Below are 18,598 nucleotides of genomic sequence, written 5' to 3'. Positions count from 1 at the left end.
TATCCGACTTCTATTATACATCATGATGACCTCGCGGAGGATGCCGATCCGAACGATCCGACGCGCAATTCGTTCGGATTCCCCTCCTTCATCCTGCGATTTTTACGACGGAGGCGTTTTCCTCCCTCCCACGAGGGTGTATAATCGTAGCGAAGGCGATCGCGGTCTGCCCGCGGGCGCCACGGGAGGTGCTTTCCCATGCCTGACGAGATACGCACATGGCTGCTCGACGAAACCGATCCCGCCGTCCGTCTCGCCGCCTTGACGGATCTGCTCGGACGACCGGCGGACGATGCCGCCGTCATCGAGGCGAGAAGGCGGATGATGGCGGATGCGGACATCCGCCGGCTCATGTCCGCTCAGAACCTCGACGGTTCATGGGGCGAACCCGGTCGCTTCTACCGCGACAAGTATGTCGGTTCGGTCTGGACCCTTCTGATCCTCGCCGAACTGGGAGCGGATTCCACCGATCCCGGCGTCAAGGCGGCCTGCGAATACGTCCTTGCTCACGCGCAGGAACCCGAAAGCGGCGCCTTCTCGGTCGAAGAGAGCGCGCGGACGCACACCGGTGTTCCGGGGTACGTGATCCCCTGCCTCACCGGAAACATGGTCTACGCCCTGATCCGACTAGGGTTCCTCGACGATCCGCGGACGCAGGCGGCGATCGGCTGGATCGTCGCGAACCAGCAGGCCGACGACGGTGGATTCGCCGGACCGCGACCGACGTCGATCGCCCGGCTCACGTCCTGCTTCGGGAAGCATTCGTGCCACATGGGCGTCGCAAAGGCGCTCAAGGCGCTGGCCGCGATCCCGGCCGACCGCCGGTCCGACGCCGTCAAGGACAAGATCGCCGTCCTCTCCGAGTACTTCCTGATCCATCGCCTGTACAAGAAGAGCCATGCCGTCGACGAGGTCGGAAAGCCGGGATGGACGAAGTTCGGCTTCCCCTTGATGTACCAGACCGACGCGCTCGAACTGCTCGGGATCTTCGCTTCCCTGGGGATCCGCGATCCGCGCCTGGACGACGCGGTCGCGCTTGTCGCCGGCAAGCGGAACGCGGACGGGACCTGGACGCTCGAGAACACCTACAACGGGAAGACCAGGCTCCGGATCGAACGGAAGGGCGAGCCGTCCAGATGGATCACGCTGAAGGCGCTCGCGGCGCTCTCGTTCTACGCGCCGGAATCGGTCGAATGAGAAAAGGCTCCCTTCGCGGGGAGCCTTCGTTCTTGTATCGCGTTTTCTTACGGCTGCATCGCGCCGAACAGCACGAGCCAGGCGAGGATCGACTTGGCGACGAGGCTGAGGACGATGTAGGTGCGCTCGCCGTAGAGGTAGTCCTTCCACTTGCCGACCTTGAGGTACTGCAGGATCATATTGATCGGGAAGGCGTTGAAGGCGACGAAGTAGGTGCCGACGATCGCCCAGACGAACCACGGGACCATGTCGAGGTTGGGGTTGCCGGTCATGTAGACGATGATCGCGACCCACGGGGCGATGCCGGCGACGGAACCCCAGACGAACGGGCCCCAGTTGACGCCCTTCTTGTCCTTTCCGACGTTCAGTTGCTCCATGACGAGCCCGAACAGGTTCATCGAGGCGTTGACGACGAAGATGAGGACGAGGGTGACGATGTCGTGCATCCCGAACAGGGTGGCGATCAGGACGATCATGACGGACGAGCTGAGGGCGTATTCGAACCAGCGGAAGCGGTTGATGCCCTTGCCGAGGTCGGCCTCGTAGATCGCATAGGTCTTCTTCGGAATCGAGATGAGCGCGTGGGCGACGGCCGACAACAGCAGGAAGACGGCGACGAGGATGCCGAACGGCAGGTCGAAGAGGACCTTGCTGGCGGTTTCGAGCGACTGCGTCGCCGGGTTGTACTGGATGAACAGCTGGGTGATGGTCGGGGTGAATTCGGCGATGTTCTGGATCACGGCGGTGGCCAGGAAGAGCATCGCGATGCCCTGGACGAGATGCAGGGCCCCCATGATCATGTTGAACTTTCTGAGTTTCGGGACTTTGGTGTCGTTCATGTTCTTCTCCTTGGATCGTGAACCGATCTCGACATCATTGTACCATGTCTGCGTAAGGATGCCGCGTACGACGCTCCCGCGACGCTCACCGCGGCGCGCTCCATGAAAAAAGGAGCGCAACGGCGCGCCGAGGAAGCGGTCATCCTAGAAATCCAGGACGTTCACCCCGAGTTCGGGATCGATCCGGCGGCCGACGCGGCCGTCGATCGACGTCAGGACGATCTCGCATGCCACCGAGATCCGGCATTCGAAGACGTGTCCGCCGTGGACGGCGAAGCGCTCGTCGGCGACGGCGACGTGCAGGTGGGGGAAGGGCGCCCCATCCTTCTCGGTGACGTTGCCAAGCAGCGATACGATCTCCATCGGTCCGGTCAGGACCGTCTCGTCGTAAGTCCGTTTGGTCGGGTCGAAGAGGCCGATCCGGACCCGGTCGGTCGCGCCGATGCCGCTGACCGAGGCGAGCCGCACGTTCTCTTTCGCACAAACCTCCCCGAGGCGGGCGACGACCTCGTCGCCGACGCCGAGCCGGATCACGAACACCTGACCGAACCGTCTGTATTCCATCGTTCTTCCTCCCATGGGCGCAAGTCGCTCCGCGTCCCGTCGTGACCATTATATCACAGGTTTCGCCGATTCGTTTCGGGCGTCCTCTTCCACGACGGCGGACGACCGTGTTATGATAGAGGTGACGACGGCCGCAAAGAGCCGAGCCTTGGAGGAGCCATGCCCCCGCTCAGAAACGTGATCCACCCCGAATATTTCCAGGGTGCCCGTAAATACGACCGATATTTCGAAGGCTGGTACTACAAGCTCGTGACCGCCGACGGTTCGCATACGATCGCCCTCATCCCCGGCGTGAGCGTGAACCGCGACGATCCGCACGCGTTCGTGCAGGTCTTCGTCTCGCGCCGCGCGGACGCCTCGACGGAGCTGCGGACCGCCTACGTGCGTTTCGACCGGTCCGCCTTCTCGGCGTCGGCCGCGGCCTTCTCGATTTCCGTCGGGACCTGCCGCTTCGACGGCGGCGGCCTCTCGGTCGACCTCGGCGACGGACGCATGCGTCTGTCCGGCGAGGTCCGGTTCTCCGCCGTCACGCCGATCCGGAAGACCCTCTTCGCCCCGAGCATCATGGGTTTCTTCGGCTATTTCGGCTTCCTCGAGTGCTACCACGGCGTCTACTCGATGACCCACGCGCTTTCCGGAACGCTACTCCTCGACGGTAAACCAGTCGTCTTCGACGGCGGGAAAGGCTACGTCGAGAAGGACTGGGGACGATCCTTCCCGCGATCCTACGTCTGGATCCAGTCGAACCATTTCACCGCGCCAGACGCCTCGCTCATGTTCTCCCACGCCGACATCCCGTTTCTCGGGATGCGTTTCCAGGGCCTCATCGCCAACCTCGTCGCCGGCGGGCGGGAATATCGCTTCGCCTCCTACAACCTGGCGCGCGTCGTCCGCGCCGACATCGGCGAGGGAACCGTCTCCTACGAGTTGCGCAAGGGTCGTCTTCTCCTCGAGATCGACGCCCGTTCCGACATGGCGGTCGGACTGCCCTCGCCGCGCGAGGGCAGGATGGTGGAGACCATCAAGGAAGGGCTCTCCGGAATCGTCGCCGTCCGGCTGACGTGCGGGAAGCGCGTCCTCTTCGCCGACGAGGGCGCCCATGCGGGCATCGAGATCATGCGCGCGCCGCGCAAGGGGTGAGCCCATGCGCCACCGCCTGCTCAAGGTGCTCCTCGTTCTTCTGACCGTCCTTCTCCTCTTGCCGACGGCCTTGGTGCTGCTCGCGTACCGTCCGGACCTGTCGCGCGAACGCCTCGAGGAGACTTATTACACCGCCGAATCCCATTATGCGACCGTCACCGTCGACGACCTCGACGGAAACCCCGTCGAGATCGACCTGCACTACCGCGACGTCGGGGGCCCCGACGATCCCGTCGTCGTGCTCCTGCACGGGATGTTCTCGTCGCTTGGGACCTTCGACGCCTGGATCGTCGAACTGCTCGCCTCGGGCTACCGCGTGGTCGCGGTCGATTTGCCGAACCATGGTCTGAGCGGCGGCTTTTCGGATGGCGCCGGATCGCGGCGCCGCTCGGCCGCCGCCGTCAAGGGAATCCTCGATCTCCTCGGCGTCGAAACCTGCGTCCTTGCCGGGAACTCGATGGGCGGGGGCGTCGCCTGGGAACTCGCCGGCGCCCACCACGGCGTCGACGGGTTCGCGGTGGCCGGCCTGGTCCTGATCGACGCGGTCCATCCCGACCTCGGATCCGGTGCGCCGGAAGGCGCGGAAGGGCTTCGATCGCACCCCCGGCTCGCGGGATTCCTCTCGCACCTCACCCCCCGCTTCCTGCTGAAGCGGATCCTCGGGGACGTCTACGGGTCCGCCTCGATGCTTACCGAAGGGATCCTCGACCGCTATTACGACCTCCTCCGCAAGGATGGGAACCGCGAAGCGGTCCTGCTCACGCACCCCGAGGAGGAACCCGACGGATCGGCGCGTCTGGATGCGATCCGCGACGCGGGGATTCCGGTCCTGGTGCTGTGGGGAGAGGAGGATTCGTGGATCGACGCCGCCTTCGCCGAGGCGTTCGCGACCTCGCTCGATCTGGCGGCGGACCGCGTGATCGTCTATCCCGGCCTCGGACACGTGCCGATGGAGGAGGATCCCGCTGCCACCGCCGCCGACCTGCTTACGTTTCTCGGCGAACTGCCGTTCTGAAGACAGAGGATCCGCCGATTCCACGGGAACCGGCGGATCCTTTCGCACATGCGTCCATGCGGCGCTCTTCGCGGCGCAAAACGAAGAAACGGACGTGTCACCTTAGCTGGAGGGCGTCCCTGCCGTACTCCATCAGCTCGATCGGGTTGCCGTCGGGGTCGGCGATCCAGCACTGCCTGTTGTGGTCGAGCCCGACGATCACGGGATGGACGATCCGGATGCCCTTCGCGGCCAGTCCTGCGGCAAGCCCTTCGATGTCGGTCACTTCGACGCAGAGGTGCTGGTAACCCGACCGGACGCCGTCGAAGGCGACCGCGTCGCGCGAGCAAAACAATTCGACGAACTGCCGTTCGTTCACCTGCAGGTAGACGATCCACGGCGCTCCCTGGGGATCGTGGAGTTCGAACTTGCGCGTGAAACCGAGTGCCGTCTCGTAGAACCTGACCGACCGCTCCATGTCGGTGACGCGAAAAGCGAGATGCGCGATGCCCATGACCATGACTAATCCTCCGTGATGACGACTTCACCGTCCATTGTACCATGAAAGCCCGTTTTCAGGCGCGAATCCATCGGAACCGGGATTGGCAGCGGCCCGTTCTCGTGGTATCATCATATCAAAGCGTCAAGCGGGAGGATACCCCATGCCCCATGTCTACGGAATCGAACACATCCTCTATCTCGCGGTCTTCCTGTCGGTCTCCGCGGTCGTCCTCTACCTCGTCAAGAAGAACGTCCGAAGCGACCGCGACGTCGATCGCATCGTCCGGATCGGCGGCGCGATCCTGCTTCTCTGCATCATTTGGAACCGGATCGCGATCGCGACCCTGCGCGACGGCTGGGACAGCTTCCTGCCGGGATCCTTCTGCGGGGCGTCCTCGCTGTTCCTCGCGGTCGCCGCACTCGTCCTCAAGCGGGACCATCCGGCCTTCCATTGCATCGTCTACGTCGCCTGGATCGGCGCGCTGATCACGCATCTCTATCCCGACTTCATCGGTCAGGCGTCGACGATCTGGTATCCGATGACGATCTCCGGGCTCGTGCACCACTCGGTGGCGCTGCTGCTCGCGACGGTCATGATCGCGACCGGCTTCATGAAGCCGGCGCTCAGGCGATGGCCGGCGATTCCCTGCGGCCTGTCGATGTACATGGTCTACGGATTGTTCCTGATCACCGTCCTGGGCTACGACGACGCGATGCACATCTACACCCCGATCCTCGCGGGCACGCCGCTCACGTGGTGGGTGCTGGGCGCGATCTTCCTCGTCCTCCAGGCGGGATTCCTCTTCGCCTGGGAACGGATCGCCTCGCATCGGGCGAAGGGTTGAGCGGACACTTCCCCCGTTCTTCACACCGCCTTCGGCGCGCCGTCCTGACGGCGCGTCTTTTCTTTGCTCACGCATTGTCCTTTGTATCATTTTATGATACAATGGGCTCAGTCGCCATCGGGACCACCGCCCTCGTGCGACGCGAAAGGAATCTCCCATGAAAGAACTGCTCGCCCGCATGACGCTTCCTGAAAAGATCGGCCAGATGATGCAGCTGTCGCCGTGGTTCTTCGTCGCCGACCTGGAGAAGGAAGCCGCCGGTCCGATCCGCGACCTCCGCCTCGACGAGGCGAAGATCTTTTCCGCCGGCACCGCCCTTGGGATCGGCGACGCCCGCGAGATGATCGAGGTCCAGAAGAAGTACCTCGCCAAGAACCGCCTCGGGATCCCCCTCATGTTCTGCGCCGACGTGATCCACGGCTACCGCACGATCTTTCCGGTTCCGCTCGCGCTTTCGTGCACGTGGAACCCGGATGCGGCCCGCATCGCCGCCCGCGTCGCCGCGGCCGAGGCCGCGACCGCCGGCGTCCACATGACCTACGCGCCGATGGCCGACCTCGTCCGCGACCCCCGCTGGGGACGCGTGGTCGAGAGTTTCGGCGAGGACCCGCACCTCCTCGGTCTCTTCGCCGCCGCCTCGGTCGAGGGCTTCCAGGGGGATGACCACCGTGGCGAAGGCTCCGTCGCGTCGTGCGTCAAGCACTTCGCCGGCTACGGCGCTCCCGAGGGGGGCCGCGAGTACGCCACCGTCGACCTCTCCCGCCAGGCGCTCGAAGGCGGCTATCTCGAAGGCTACCGCAAGGCGGTCGAAGCCGGCGCCCGCGGCGTGATGACCGCATTCAACGTGATCGAGGGCGTCCCCTGCACGATCAACCGCTATCTGCTCAGGGACGTCCTGCGCGACCGCTGGGGGTTCACCGGGATCACGATCACCGACTACGACTCGCTCCACGAGGTCCTCGCCCACGGCGCCGCCGAGGACGAACGCGACGTCGCCCGTAAGGGCGTCCTCGCGGGTCTCGACGTCGAGATGGCTTCGACCGACTACGTGAACCACCTCGAGGACCTCGTCCGCGACGGGATCGTCGACGTCCACCTGATCGACGAGGCGGTCCTCCGCATCCTCGAGCTGAAGCGGGAGCTCGGTCTCTTCGACGATCCCTTCCGGAACGCCGATCCCGACCAGGAGCGGGTGACGATGATGTCGGACGAACACCTGGCGCTCGCGAAGCGGGTCGCCCTGGAATCGGCCGTGCTCCTCAAGAACGACGGCGCGCTGCCGCTTCGTAACGGCCTCCGCATCGCCCTGATCGGCCCGTTCGCGACTTCGAGGGAGACAAACGGTCCCTGGTCGTGGCACGGCAACGGCGCGAAGAACGAATCGCTCGCGGAGGTCCTCGCGCGCCGCGGCGTCGACGTCACCCTCGCCAAGGACGGCGAATCTGCTTCCGCCTACGACGCCGCCGACGTCGAGCGGATCCGGACGGCCGACGTCGTCCTCCTCATGCTCGGGGAGAACGCCCACCAGTCGGGCGAAGCCCACGCGCGGGCGGACATCGCGCTGCCGGGAACCCAGGCGGAACTCGTCGGGTTCGCGAAAGCGCTCGGGCGTCCTGCGGTCGTCGTCCTCCAGAACGGGCGTCCGCTCGTCCTCGAGGACATCCTCGCCGCCGACGCGATCCTCGAGGCCTGGTTCCTCGGGACGAAGTCATCGGAAGCCGTCTGCGATTTGCTCTACGGGATCGCGAATCCCTCGGGTCGCCTCACGATGTCGTTCCCGCGGAGCGTCGGGCAGATCCCCGTCCATTACGACGGCCTCCCGACGGGTCGTCCGAACCATCACGAACTCCACCCTCGCGAATACGTGACGAAATACATCGACCAGCTCAACTCGCCCCGCTTCCCGTTCGGCTACGGCCTCTCGTACGCTTCCTTCGCGTACGGCGAACCCGTCCTCTCGGCGCCCTCGATCGGCCCCGGCGACCGCCTGACCGTCGCCGTCGACGTCAAAAACGAATCCGCCGTCGAAGGCGTCGAGACGGTGCAGCTGTACCTGCGCGATCGGGCGGCGCGCGTGAGCCGTCCCGTCCTCGAGCTGAAGGCGTTCGAACGGGTCCGCTTCGCCGCCTTCGAGACGCGGACGATCCGGTTCGAGCTCGGCCTCTCCGATTGGACCTACCGGCTTTCCGACGGGTCCGTCGTCTGGGATCCCGGACGCTTCACGGTCTTCGTCGGGCCCGATTCGGTCCGGCTGAAGGGATCCGACTTCGTCCTGAGGAATGAATAGCGCAATCAAAAACGGCATCGCTCGGATGCCGTTTTTTTGATGCTTGCGATGCGCTTAGGTCATTCGCCCGCGACGTACGTGAGCGTGACGCTGACCAGGGTGAAGGTGCCCGTCTGGCCGCCGGCGGTGCCGGGGGCGGCGAACAGGAGGAGCTTCGAGAACGCGGCGGCGGTGATGACGATGGTCTGTTCCGTGCCGTCGAAGGTGACGGTCTGCTCGAGCGCGCCGGAATCGTTCGGCTTGAGCAGGAGCGTGTTCCCGAGGGTGCCCTGGACGACGATCGTGAGGGTGTTGTTCCCGTAGGCGAGATCGGCGTCGAAGTTGTTGATCATGAACTGGTAGGTGTCGGTGGTGGCGTAGTTCACGACGACGGAGCCGTCCTCGTTGGCCTGGTCGATCGTGTAGGTGCCCGCGTCGTTCTCGGCCCAGCCGTCGGTGATTTCATACGGCTGCGGTTCGTAGGAGACGGTCGCCGAAAGGATGTCGAAGGTGCCGGTGAGGCCGTGGTTGAACGGATCGGCGAAGACGATCACGAACAGCGGCGCCTCGGTCAGGGTGAAGGTCACGGTCTGGGCGGTGCCGTCGAAGGTGACGGTCTTCTCGAAAGCCTGCTTGTCGTTCGGCTTGATCAGGATCTGCTGGCCGACGGTGCCCTGGACGACCATCGTGATCGTGTTGTGGTTGGCGAGGTTGTCGGTGAAGGTGTTCTTGAAGAACTGCCAGTCGTTGACGACGGGCTTGTTCCACTCGACGCGGGTGGCGTCGGCGATGCGCGTGAAGGTGAAGATGCCGCCGTCGTTGTCGATCCAGCCTTCCTCGAAGTCGTAGACGACGTCGCGTTCGACCGCGTCCGGTTCCTCATAGAGGAGTTCGAGCTTGAGGATCTCGAAGGATCCGGTCGCCGGAGCGGCGTTGGGTTCGGCGAAGAGGATGACCTTGGTGAAGGATTCGGCCGTCACCCAGAGGGAGACGGGTTCGTCGTCGGCGAAGGTGATCCAGGTCTCGAGCGCGCCGGAATCGTTCGGCTTGACGAGAACCTGCTTGCCGGCGGCGCCGCGCAGGACGATGAGCATGACGTTCTTGCCCGCCGCGTCCTCGGCGTCGAAGTCCGTCTTCATGAAGGCCCACTCCTGGCCCGCGATCTTGGTGTAGTCGACGTGGACGAGGCCGCTGGGTTCGACGGTGATGTCGTAGGTGTCCGGATCGTTCTCGGCCCAGCCGACGTTGAAGTTCGTGCCGGAGGAGACGAACGAGGTGACGGCGGAGATGATCTCGAAGGATCCGGCGGCGGAGCCGGCGATCGGGTCGACGAAGATCAGGACCTTGGTCGGCTTGGTCGCGAGCGTGAAGGTGAAGGTCTGCTCGGTGCCGTCGAAGGTGATCGTCTGCTCGTAGGCGCCATTGTCGTTCGGCTTGATGATGAGCTGCTGGCCGGCGGTGCCCTTCACGACCATCGTGACCGTGTTGTGGTCGGCGAGGTTGAGGGCGAACTCGTTCTTGATGAAGGACCAGGCGTTGGTGCGGTCGGCCCAGGTGACGGTGGTCTTTCCGTCGGCATAGCCGATCGTGTAGACGCCGGCGTCGGCGCCGACCCAGCCGTCCTCGAAGTCATAGGTCTCGTACGCGCTCACGTCCGCCGGAGCGGGTTCGACGTAGGAGAGGACCATGCTCTTGAGGGAGACGGTCCCGCTGGCGGGAGCGACGTTCGGCTGGGCGAAGCAGACCAGGCGGAACAGGTCGGCGACGAGCGGGATCTGGACCGTCTGGACGGTGCCGTCGAGATTGATCCACTTCTCCATTGCGCCGTTGTCGTTCGGCTTGACGAGGAACTGCGTGCCCTCGGTTCCCTGGATGACGACGGTCATCATGTTGTAGCCCTGGGTCTCGTCGGTGCTGTAGAGGCGGCCCGCCCAGGACCATTCCTGGCCGGCGACCTTGTTGAAGCCGATGGTGACGGAGTTGTCCATCTCGGTCGTGAAGGTATAGACGCCTTCGTCGGTGGACGCCCATTCATACGTGGCGTTGTAGCCGGGATCCCCCAGTTCGAGGACGCTGCCGAAGGCGGTGCCGGTGTCGAACTCGAGCTTCGAGACGACGATCGTGCCGCGCGAATCGGCGACGCCGGGATCGGCGACGAGTTCGATCGACGAGAGCGTCGCGAGGTAGTCGTCGTAGTCGCGGAGGTCGATCTGGTAGGTCGATCCGCCCTTGACGAGGTTCAGGCGGACCTCATAGACCGATTCGCCGACGAAGCGGACGAGCAGGACGCCTTCGCCGCTGGCGGTGACGACGAGCTTGTTGAAGCGGTCGACGTCCTCGGTGATCGCGATCTCCATCTTCGGCCAGGGAAGCCCGTGCTTCTCGTAGACGATGGTGGCGGTTCCCTCGGCGACGCTCAGGTCGTAGATGCCGAGGATGTTCTCCGGAGCCGGGTCGATGCCGTCGACGAGGGGAAGCGTCGGGGACAGCGTCGTGGTCGGCACGGTGGTGGTGGTCGCGCGGGTGGTCGTGACCGTGGTCGTGGCGGTGGTCGGCGCCGTGGAAGGCACCGTGGTGGTGGTCTCGTCGCAGGCGATCAGGATCGCGGCTCCGAACAGGACCAGAAAGGCCAGAATCATGTTGCGTTTCATGTCAAATCCTCCTATCTTCATTTTTGAATCACTATAGAAGCGCATGTCCTTCGACATGGTCAAGCCTGGGTTCTTGCGGTGAAGCCGAGGGCCTCGAGCCCCCTTCGGACCGAGGCGTCCTTCATGAAGAGGTGCCAGATCAGCCCGGAGCGGTAGTTCTCGATCATCAGGACGGTGACGCCCTTGTCGATGCCGATGACGTCGGTGTCGTACCAGCCGTTCGCCGGGATCGCCGCGATCGGGCGCCGCACCGACGGGAGCGCCGCCTCGGTGAGGCCGAGGTTGTAGGCGTCGCGGAAGCCGTAACGGCCCTGGAGGGCGGGAATCGAAGCGTAGTGTTCGATCGCCGGGATCACGAGGTCGGGGACGAAGGGGATCGACCCGATCGCGCCGCACGGCGCGAGCGTGCCGTCGTTGACGTTGCCGCCGTTGGAGGGCAGGTTGCCGTAGCTGCCGTTGTAGCCGTCGGGACCGTCGGAGGCGGTGAGCCCCCACGAGACCGACGAGAGGGTCCGGTACGACTGCGAGGCCGCGACCGCGTATTCGTACGCCGCGATCGAGGCGCGCCGCGAGTTCTCGAACCAGTCGACGCCGTCCGCGTCGAGCATCGACGCCGAGTCGAACCACGCGTGCGAGAACTGGTAGGTGAAGAGCGTGCCGGCGGGGGAGTTGTAGAAGACCCCGGAGGTTCCGTACGACTTCCGGGTCGCAAGCGACTTCATCCTGTCGTAGGCCTCCTTGCCGACCTGGTGGTCGAGGGAGCCGGCGGCGAGGATGTAGACCATCAGCTGCTCGGCGTACATGTTCCACGATCCGCCGAAGCCGTGTTCGGGCGTGTAGCCCATGTAGAAGAGGTCGGTGGCGGCGTTGTAGTACCAGTCCCACTCGACCGTCGAGGCGAGCTCCTCGGCGAGCGTCTCGACCTCGCCGCCGAAGTACTCGCCGGCCGTGATCGCGCCGCAGACGAGGATCGCGGTGTCGATGATCGAGACCTCCGAGTTCCAGGCGCGTCCGCCGTTCGACATGTTCAGGAAGTGGAAGAAGAAACCGTGCGTGCGGGTGAGGGAAAGCATCGTCTCAAGCGTCCCGCGGGCACGTTGATAGCCTTCCTCGAGGTTGATCCAGTCATTGGCGACGCCGGCGGGAAGCGCCGACAGGCCGAAGCCGATCGAGGCGACCGAGGCGACGCTGTAGGTGCCGGAGGCGTAGTTGTAGCGATCCGAGACCATGCCGTAGCCGACGCTCTCGGGATCGCCGTTCGCGACCTCCCAGAAGAACTTGAAGGAGAGCCGCTCCTCCGTCAGGACGGCGTCGGAGACCGCGATCGGGTCGTAGACGTACGGCGCTTCCGTCGTCGCGGTCGTTTCGGCGGTCGTGGTGGGCGCTTCGGTGGCCGACGTCGTCGGCGGCAGGGTCGTGGCGGCGACGCAGCCGGCGAGGGCCGTGAGGCAAAGGAGCAGGGCGGTCAGTCTGAGTCTGGCGATTTTCATCCCTCCTATTCCCCCGTCACGCCGGTCCGGTCGATGCCTTCGACGAATCCCTTCTGCATGACCGCGTACACGACGAGGACGGGCAGGATGATCAGGATCGTCGCCGCGAAGCGGATCGCTTCGTTCGTGGCGGTCTGGCTGATGCCGACGGCGAGGTTGAACTGCGACTGGAAGTTGAGGAGCTTGAGCTGGAGCGTATACAGGTCGGTGCCGAGGAAGAGCGAACTGATGTAGGTCTCGTTCCAGTACCACACGAACGAGAAGAGGAAGGAGCTCAGGTACGCCGGCGCGGCGAGCGGCACGCCGATCCTGAAGAACACCTGGTACGGGTTGGCGCCGTCGATTTCGGCGGATTCGTCGAGCGCCGTCGGCTGCATCCGGAAGAACTGGTAGAAGATGAGGATGAAGATCGCCGAGGAGAGACCCTGCCCGAAGGTCGCCGGGAAGATGATCGCCCACGCCGTCTTGAGGATCCCGAGGGCGTCGAAGAGGACGAACTTGGGAATCATGTACACCTGCTGCGGAAGCAGGTAGGTGACGAGGATGAGGGCGAAGACGATCCGCCGGCCGCGCACTTTGAACTTGGCGAGGGCGTAGCCGGTGAGCGACGTCGCGGCGGTCTGGAGGAGCGCCGGGACGAGCGTCACCGCGAGGCTGAAGAGGAGCGTCTTGCCGTACTGGAGGACGATCAGGCCGGTCCGGTAGTTCTCGAGGTAGATCCGGGTCGGAATCCATTCGACGACCGGGTCGACGAGGTCGGAGAGGTCCATGAACGACACCGTCGCCATCTTCAGGAGCGGATAGACGTAGACGAAGCCGATGATCGAGAGCAGGCCGTAGAGCGCGATCCTGCCGAACAGCCCGTCGCCCGCGGTGCGGCCGAGGAAGAAGCGGCGGATCTTCATGCGCGCGTTCTTGTCGAGCTTCATGTTCTCGCCTTCTTCCGGCCGAAGACGTCGAGGACGAGGACGGCGGTTCCGAGGATCAGCGCGAGCGCGACGAAGTATATCCAGGCGATCGCCGAGGAGAACCCGAACCCGGTCTCGAGGGCGAACATGTTGTCCTTGATGTGGCCGATCGCGGGATTCTCGGAGAACGTCGCGAGGTTGATGATGGTGAACACGACCGAGACCTTGACCATGCTGCGGAGGGCGGGCATCGTGATCTTCCAGAACGACTCCCACGGACCCGCGCCGTCGATCTGGGCGGCTTCGTAGACGCTTCTGTCGATCTTCTGGAGGGCGGCGATGAAGAGCAGGATCTGCACGCCGGAGAACCACAGGATCACGATCAGTTCGTCGAACACGCCGGCGATCGGCCGGGCGAGCGCGGGGGCGAAGGTGGCGTTGATGAAGTCGAGGATCCCCATCTGCTCGACGAGCGGGATCGTCGCCGCCCCCTGGGCGGTAAGCTGGGTGATGACCGGACCCGAGGCGATCACGACCGGGAGGAAGTAGATCGCCCGGAAGAACCCGCGGAGGCGGATCTTCTGGTTGAGGAGGACCGCGATGATGATCGCGAAGACGGTGATGATCGGCACCTTGAAGAGGACTTCGAGGGCGAAGTCGAGGACCGAACCGAGGAAGTCGAAGCCGGCCGCCGAGGAGAACGCGGCGCGGTAGTTGGCGAGGCCGACGGGGGTCACGCGGATCCCCGAACCGTCGAGGACGACGGTCGCGAAGCTGTACCGGAGCGAGGTCAGGATCGGATAGAGGGTGAAGACCAGGAAGCCGAGCATCCACGGCGCGAGCATCGACCAGCCGACGAGGTTCATCCGCCGGTCGCGTCCGAGCGGCTTGCGGGGACGTCCGTCAGGCATCGGGGGTCACCGCCGTTCCGGAGCGCGCCGGGATCGTCGCGGCCCCGTCCTGGGCCGCGCTTCCGGTGTAGTTCACGTAGACCCGGACGCCGTTTTCGTAGTCGATCCGGACGACGCCGGGAGAAAGCGCGGTCCTGGCCTCGATCCGGCTGCCGTAGCACGTCGCGAGGACCGAAGCGACCTCGCCGTAGATCTCGCGGACGGTTCCGCTCCAGGTCGCGTAGCTCGAGGAGTAGAGGCTCCGGAGCTCGGTGTCGTTCAGGAGGTAGGCCGACGCCTCGGTGAGGATGAAGGACGGAAGCAGGCCGTGGTCGATCAGGCGGAGGGTCTCCTCGGTGCGGTCGGCGAAGAAGTTGGCGTAGGGGCCGTAGGCCTCCATCGCGCCGGCGAGCAGGATCGAAACGAACGGGACGGTGTCGGTGTAGATCGCGAAGCCGGACGTCGACGTCGGAATCGCCAGGTCGCGTTTCGCGTAGCGGAGGAGGTACGCCCCGGCGCGATAGACCGAATAGGTCGCCGCGGGATCCGAAAGCGCCTCGCCGTAGAGCGCGGCGGCCTCGGCGCGGTCGATGGGATCGTCGCTTTGGTAGTCGGAGAAGAGCAGCCAGCCGAGCGAACCGACGGCGAGGCCGTCGACGCCGTCCTCGGACAGGCCCGAAACCGCGTCCGCCATGAGGGTCACGGTGCGCAGGGGATTCAGCCGGTAGATCGTCCGTTCGATCCCGGTGACCGTATGGAGCGAGGAATCGATCCGTTTCGCGACGTCGCGGTAGACGCTGTAGGAGCCGTCCTCGGAGACGGTCGCGGGATCGACGTAGAGCGAAAGCGAGTTCGCGCCGGCGTTGTGGCGTTCGACGATGTCGAGGAGTTCGGCGCGGGTACCGAGCGCGGGTTCGTGGCGGTCGTGGGGGGTTCGTCCGTCGGTGAGGCCGCCCGCGCTCCAGCCCTTGTAGACGGCGGTGACGGCCGGGATCGCCGTCGCGAGGTCCGAAAGGATCCGGTCCGCGGCCGCATAGGTGGTCATCGCCCGCATCTCGTCGAAGAGGAAGCCGGGGGCGGGTTCGGCGCCGACCAGCTCGACGAGGGCGGGGACGGTGCCGGCGGGAAGCGCGATGTCGGCGAGGACGCCGGTGCCGCGGAGGTAGTCCTGGTAGGCGTTCGCCATTCCGACATAATCGGCCGCATCGCCCGCGAGGAAGGCGTAGACGATCGCGGCGTCGCAGGAGTTTCGTTCCTCCTGGATCACCTGGGAACCGGACCCGGAGGCCGCGTCGGCCTTGGATGCCGGCGCGCGATAGGCGCCGCGATAGACGAAGCGGTTGTACGAATAGTAGTACTTGAGGTTGTTCTTGGCCGGCGAGACGACGAGCGTGGCGAACTCGTCGCCGCTCTCGACGATCGCGACGAAGGCGTGCTGGCGGATTCCCTGGACCATTCCGGAGACCGGAAACTGCAGGAGCGCGTCGTCGCCGGCGCTGCGGACGATGCCCTGGTCGGTGCCGTAGTAGTTGAATTCGTAGATGTCGGTCACGGCATCGATCGGACGGTAGCGGACGAGCGCGCCGGCGCCGTCGGGGACGAGCACGTATCCGGGCTTGGAATCGCCGTAGACGGAACCGAAGAACGGGAAGCACTTGACGCTCCGGAGCTTGTACGTCTCGCCCTCGGAGATCGACTCCGACGGCACCTCGACGCGCAGGTACGGGCCGTCGAGGGTGACGCGGACGGTGAGTCCGATGCCGGATTCGCCGTAGACGGCGGCCAGTTCGTAGCCGCCGGCGACGGGCCGGTAGGCCATCGTCGTCGCATCGGACGTGAAGAGCGACTCCTCCTTCACGATGTAGGCGCCGTTGGTCTCGTTGTAGAAGTAGTACTCGATCACCGCGGCCGAGTTGACGATGCCTTCCCACGTTTCGTTGAAATGGGGGATCGGCTCGGAGGCGGCGGCGAAGGACGAACCGAAGACGTAGCCGTCGGCCTTGACGACGACGCGGATCGCCCCGGAGGGCTCCTCCGCGTAGAGCATGAGCTCCTCGGTCTCGGCGACGAGCGCGAAGTTCCCCGGGATCGCGAGGTCGTTCTCGACCTCCGTGAAGTCGTCGACCTGGGTGTGGCGGTTGCTTTGGAAGAGCGTGTCCTCGAGCGGCGAACCGGGATCGGGCGCGAGGATGTCGGACGGGACCGGCCGGATCGCCGCGACGGCGACGGCGGTCGGCAGGCCCGCGAGGAAGAGAACGACGAGGGCCTTCTTGATCAGGTTACGAAACGACACGGCCGATCAGCTCCTTCACCCACGACATGACGAAATCCCAAAGCTCCGAACCGAAGACATAGACGATGAAGCCGATCAGGACGATGATGAGGACGGCGAAGAGGGTGACGATCAGGTTCTTCGCGGTCTCGCCGATCTCGTAGTTGTGGATCTCCTTCGCCGAGAGGAAGACCAGGACCGCCGTCCACCCGTACAGCACGGTCCGGGACAGTTCGAACAGGATCGATTCGTTCAGGGTGAGGACGTTGGAGAGGAGTGCGAGCGGAATCCATCCGAAGAGCAGCGGCGAGAGCGCGTAGGCGGACGCCACGTAGACGTCGCGGAGCCAGCCCTCGCCGTCCGACAGCGTCGAGACGAGGTAGTTGGCGAACACGTAGAGGAAGAACGCGCCGAAGAAGACGGCCGCGCTGGCGAAGAGGTTGACCTCCTCCGGGAAGCGGTTGAAGACGAAGCCGGTGGTGCGGATCATGAAGAGGTATTCGGCGAAGAGCAGGACGAGCAGGACCGTCGCCGACCCCGGCGTCGCCTCGCGCAGGCGCTTGATGCGGAAGAAGGCGTCGGCGGGTCGCTTCAGGATGCGGACGGCGAGCGTGTAGCGCTTGACCGCGGGACGCGCGAGGAAGGCGTCGGCCTTCGCCCTGACGCCCGCGAAGACGGCCGTCTTCGCGTCGATCCGGCGCAGCACGGCGCCGAGGATCGAGAGCGCGATGACGACGATGAAGATCGCCGAGAGGTTTTGCTTGAGCCAGCCGTCGCGGATCTTCCAGTACGTCTCGGAATACCCGGCGACGTCGCTGGCGAGCCGGTATTCCGCGAGTGCGGCCTCGTAGTCGCCGTTCTGGTAGTAGGCCTTCCCGAGGGCGGCGCGGGCGAGCGCGAAGTTGGCGTTCTGGCGCAGGATCGCCTCGAACATGCCGGTGCTCTCGGCATAGGTGCCGTCGTTGTAGAGGCCGATCGCCGCATGCACGAGGTCGGCGAAGTCGGTCGGAGCGTAGGCGACGATCGCGCCGGATGCGCCGTCGAGGCAGTAGAGGATCCGGTCTTCGTCGACGGCGATCGCGGTCGGACTTCCGAGCTGACCGACGACGTTTCCGGTCGAGGCCGTCACGTCGAAGGCGAAGAGGAGGTTGCCGGCGGGGTCGTACTCGACGACGAGCCCGTCGTCGTAGATCGCGTAGAGGTAGCCGAGGGCGTCGACGGCGAGGTCGACGACATCGTTCTCGACGTCGTAGTTCGCCATCGTGAGGATGTTGTTGCCGTTGACGTCGAGCTTCTTGAGGGCCCGCGCGGTGTTCGGCGTGGAGGTGTAGACGAGCGACTTCGCGCTGATCGCGACGTTCGTCGGCGAGGGCGGGGTGCTCTTTGCGTACTCGTCGCCGATCACGAAGACGTCCGCGATCTTCTGGATCAGGGACTTCTCCGACAGGTTGACGCCGAAGTAGCCGAGGAAGGAGCCGTCGTAGTTGAGCTGGATCACGCCCGAGGTCGAACCGTCGCCGATCACGTAGATGTTCTCGCCGGCGCCGACGACCACCTTGGCGGGGACGTAGAGCGAGGAGGCGCCGAAGAGCGGTTCGACGGGACGCCCGTAGGTGCGCACGAGGGTGCCGTCGAGCGCGAACTTGAAGACGAGCGCGGCGCCCTTGTCGGCGACGTAGACGAATTCGTCGGAGACGAAGACGCCCGTCGGGACGTCGAGGACGTCCGCGCCGATCTCGGCAACGAGGGTTCCGTCGGCGTCGAAGACGGCAACGCGCTTGTGGCCGCCGTCGGCGACGTAGACGAGTCCGTCCTTGATGAACAGGTCTTCGGGGGTGAGAAGCGTCCCGGGTTCGTTCAGGACGCCGAGCGGGACGTACGCGGTCTGCGTGTAGGTGAGCGTGCCGCGGTAGTCGACGGTGTAGGTGTCGTAGGGATAGTGGTCGTGCCAGAAGGCTGTGTCCGCCTCGACCCTGAGGAGCGGGACGAAGGCGAGCGACGAGAGCAGGACGAGGACGACGAGGAGGGTCTTCTTCATATC

Annotated in this window: 14 protein-coding genes; 5 read left to right on the top strand and 9 right to left on the bottom strand. The window is 65.0% G+C overall.

The window, feature by feature from the left end:
• Nucleotides 1–198 precede the first annotated feature (198 nt).
• Complete coding sequence (locus WC509_05540) at nt 199–1,197, top strand: hypothetical protein (protein MFA5006907.1); 999 nt, start codon at nt 199–201, stop codon at nt 1,195–1,197.
• A 47-nt stretch (nt 1,198–1,244) separates the two neighbouring features.
• Here the strand turns inward: WC509_05540 and heR are convergent, their stop codons facing one another.
• Together heR and WC509_05530 are read right to left on the bottom strand one after the other, a co-directional pair.
• Nucleotides 1,245–2,036 (bottom strand): heliorhodopsin HeR, encoded by a 792-nt coding sequence (gene heR / locus WC509_05535; protein MFA5006906.1) that lies wholly within the window; start codon nt 2,034–2,036, stop codon nt 1,245–1,247.
• Between the two features lie 144 nt (nt 2,037–2,180).
• On the bottom strand, nt 2,181–2,600 hold the full coding sequence (locus WC509_05530) for a PPC domain-containing DNA-binding protein (GenBank protein ID MFA5006905.1): 420 nt from the start codon (nt 2,598–2,600) through the stop codon (nt 2,181–2,183).
• Between the two features lie 159 nt (nt 2,601–2,759).
• Between WC509_05530 and WC509_05525 the strand changes: the two genes are divergently transcribed.
• Together WC509_05525 and WC509_05520 are read left to right on the top strand one after the other, a co-directional pair.
• Nucleotides 2,760–3,740: a tocopherol cyclase family protein gene (locus WC509_05525; protein MFA5006904.1), complete on the top strand. Its 981-nt coding sequence runs from the start codon at nt 2,760–2,762 to the stop codon at nt 3,738–3,740.
• A 4-nt stretch (nt 3,741–3,744) separates the two neighbouring features.
• Complete coding sequence (locus WC509_05520) at nt 3,745–4,755, top strand: alpha/beta hydrolase (protein ID MFA5006903.1); 1,011 nt, start codon at nt 3,745–3,747, stop codon at nt 4,753–4,755.
• Nucleotides 4,756–4,852: 97 nt separating this feature from the next.
• Here WC509_05520 and WC509_05515 read toward each other — a convergent pair whose 3' ends face one another.
• Nucleotides 4,853–5,254, bottom strand: coding sequence for a VOC family protein (locus tag WC509_05515; GenBank protein MFA5006902.1), 402 nt, complete (start codon nt 5,252–5,254; stop codon nt 4,853–4,855).
• A 142-nt stretch (nt 5,255–5,396) separates the two neighbouring features.
• On the opposite strand from WC509_05515, the gene WC509_05510 reads away from it, so the two are divergent.
• Together WC509_05510 and WC509_05505 are read left to right on the top strand one after the other, a co-directional pair.
• A complete protein-coding gene (locus WC509_05510) occupies nt 5,397–6,080 on the top strand; it encodes a hypothetical protein (protein ID MFA5006901.1) in 684 nt (227 codons plus the stop codon).
• A gap of 157 nt (nt 6,081–6,237) precedes the next feature.
• The gene (locus WC509_05505) at nt 6,238–8,367 is read left to right on the top strand and encodes a glycoside hydrolase family 3 N-terminal domain-containing protein (protein ID MFA5006900.1); all 2,130 of its coding nucleotides are present in this window, start codon (nt 6,238–6,240) and stop codon (nt 8,365–8,367) included.
• Nucleotides 8,368–8,426: 59 nt separating this feature from the next.
• Here WC509_05505 and WC509_05500 read toward each other — a convergent pair whose 3' ends face one another.
• The 6 genes from WC509_05500 to WC509_05475 are packed head-to-tail and all read right to left on the bottom strand — an operon-like array spanning nt 8,427 to nt 18,595.
• A complete protein-coding gene (locus WC509_05500) occupies nt 8,427–10,997 on the bottom strand; it encodes a hypothetical protein (protein ID MFA5006899.1) in 2,571 nt (856 codons plus the stop codon).
• 59 nt (nt 10,998–11,056) lie between these two features.
• Complete coding sequence (locus WC509_05495) at nt 11,057–12,487, bottom strand: glucoamylase family protein (protein ID MFA5006898.1); 1,431 nt, start codon at nt 12,485–12,487, stop codon at nt 11,057–11,059.
• A gap of 5 nt (nt 12,488–12,492) precedes the next feature.
• Nucleotides 12,493–13,416: a carbohydrate ABC transporter permease gene (locus tag WC509_05490; protein MFA5006897.1), complete on the bottom strand. Its 924-nt coding sequence runs from the start codon at nt 13,414–13,416 to the stop codon at nt 12,493–12,495.
• Nucleotides 13,413–14,306 (bottom strand): sugar ABC transporter permease, encoded by an 894-nt coding sequence (locus WC509_05485; GenBank protein ID MFA5006896.1) that lies wholly within the window; start codon nt 14,304–14,306, stop codon nt 13,413–13,415. Before WC509_05485 ends, WC509_05490 begins: the two co-directional genes overlap by 4 nt.
• Complete coding sequence (locus WC509_05480) at nt 14,299–16,578, bottom strand: DUF5696 domain-containing protein (protein MFA5006895.1); 2,280 nt, start codon at nt 16,576–16,578, stop codon at nt 14,299–14,301. The genes WC509_05485 and WC509_05480 overlap by 8 nt, the downstream gene beginning before the upstream one ends.
• Nucleotides 16,565–18,595 carry a YIP1 family protein gene (locus WC509_05475; protein ID MFA5006894.1) on the bottom strand — a complete coding sequence of 677 codons (2,031 nt, stop codon included), beginning with the start codon at nt 18,593–18,595 and terminating at the stop codon, nt 16,565–16,567. The genes WC509_05480 and WC509_05475 overlap by 14 nt, the downstream gene beginning before the upstream one ends.
• Nucleotides 18,596–18,598 lie beyond the last annotated feature (3 nt).

It is taken from the genome of Candidatus Izemoplasmatales bacterium, assembly GCA_041649275.1.
Classification (GTDB): domain Bacteria; phylum Bacillota_I; class Bacilli_A; order Izemoplasmatales; family Hujiaoplasmataceae; genus UBA12489.
This window is presented reverse-complemented; position numbering and strand designations above follow the sequence as displayed.

What these genes read in the sequence shown, in the direction of transcription:
- WC509_05530 (MFA5006905.1), bottom strand. Translation starts at nt 2,600, where the DNA reads ATGGAATACAGACGGTTCGGTCAGGTGTTCGTGATCCGGCTCGGCGTC.
- WC509_05500 (MFA5006899.1), bottom strand. Translation starts at nt 10,997, where the DNA reads ATGAAACGCAACATGATTCTGGCCTTTCTGGTCCTGTTCGGAGCCGCG.
- WC509_05515 (MFA5006902.1), bottom strand. Translation starts at nt 5,254, where the DNA reads ATGGTCATGGGCATCGCGCATCTCGCTTTTCGCGTCACCGACATGGAG.
- WC509_05540 (MFA5006907.1), top strand. Translation starts at nt 199, where the DNA reads ATGCCTGACGAGATACGCACATGGCTGCTCGACGAAACCGATCCCGCC.
- WC509_05510 (MFA5006901.1), top strand. Translation starts at nt 5,397, where the DNA reads ATGCCCCATGTCTACGGAATCGAACACATCCTCTATCTCGCGGTCTTC.
- WC509_05505 (MFA5006900.1), top strand. Translation starts at nt 6,238, where the DNA reads ATGAAAGAACTGCTCGCCCGCATGACGCTTCCTGAAAAGATCGGCCAG.
- WC509_05525 (MFA5006904.1), top strand. Translation starts at nt 2,760, where the DNA reads ATGCCCCCGCTCAGAAACGTGATCCACCCCGAATATTTCCAGGGTGCC.
- WC509_05490 (MFA5006897.1), bottom strand. Translation starts at nt 13,416, where the DNA reads ATGAAGCTCGACAAGAACGCGCGCATGAAGATCCGCCGCTTCTTCCTC.
- WC509_05520 (MFA5006903.1), top strand. Translation starts at nt 3,745, where the DNA reads ATGCGCCACCGCCTGCTCAAGGTGCTCCTCGTTCTTCTGACCGTCCTT.
- heR (MFA5006906.1), bottom strand. Translation starts at nt 2,036, where the DNA reads ATGAACGACACCAAAGTCCCGAAACTCAGAAAGTTCAACATGATCATG.
- WC509_05485 (MFA5006896.1), bottom strand. Translation starts at nt 14,306, where the DNA reads ATGCCTGACGGACGTCCCCGCAAGCCGCTCGGACGCGACCGGCGGATG.
- WC509_05475 (MFA5006894.1), bottom strand. Translation starts at nt 18,595, where the DNA reads ATGAAGAAGACCCTCCTCGTCGTCCTCGTCCTGCTCTCGTCGCTCGCC.
- WC509_05495 (MFA5006898.1), bottom strand. Translation starts at nt 12,487, where the DNA reads ATGAAAATCGCCAGACTCAGACTGACCGCCCTGCTCCTTTGCCTCACG.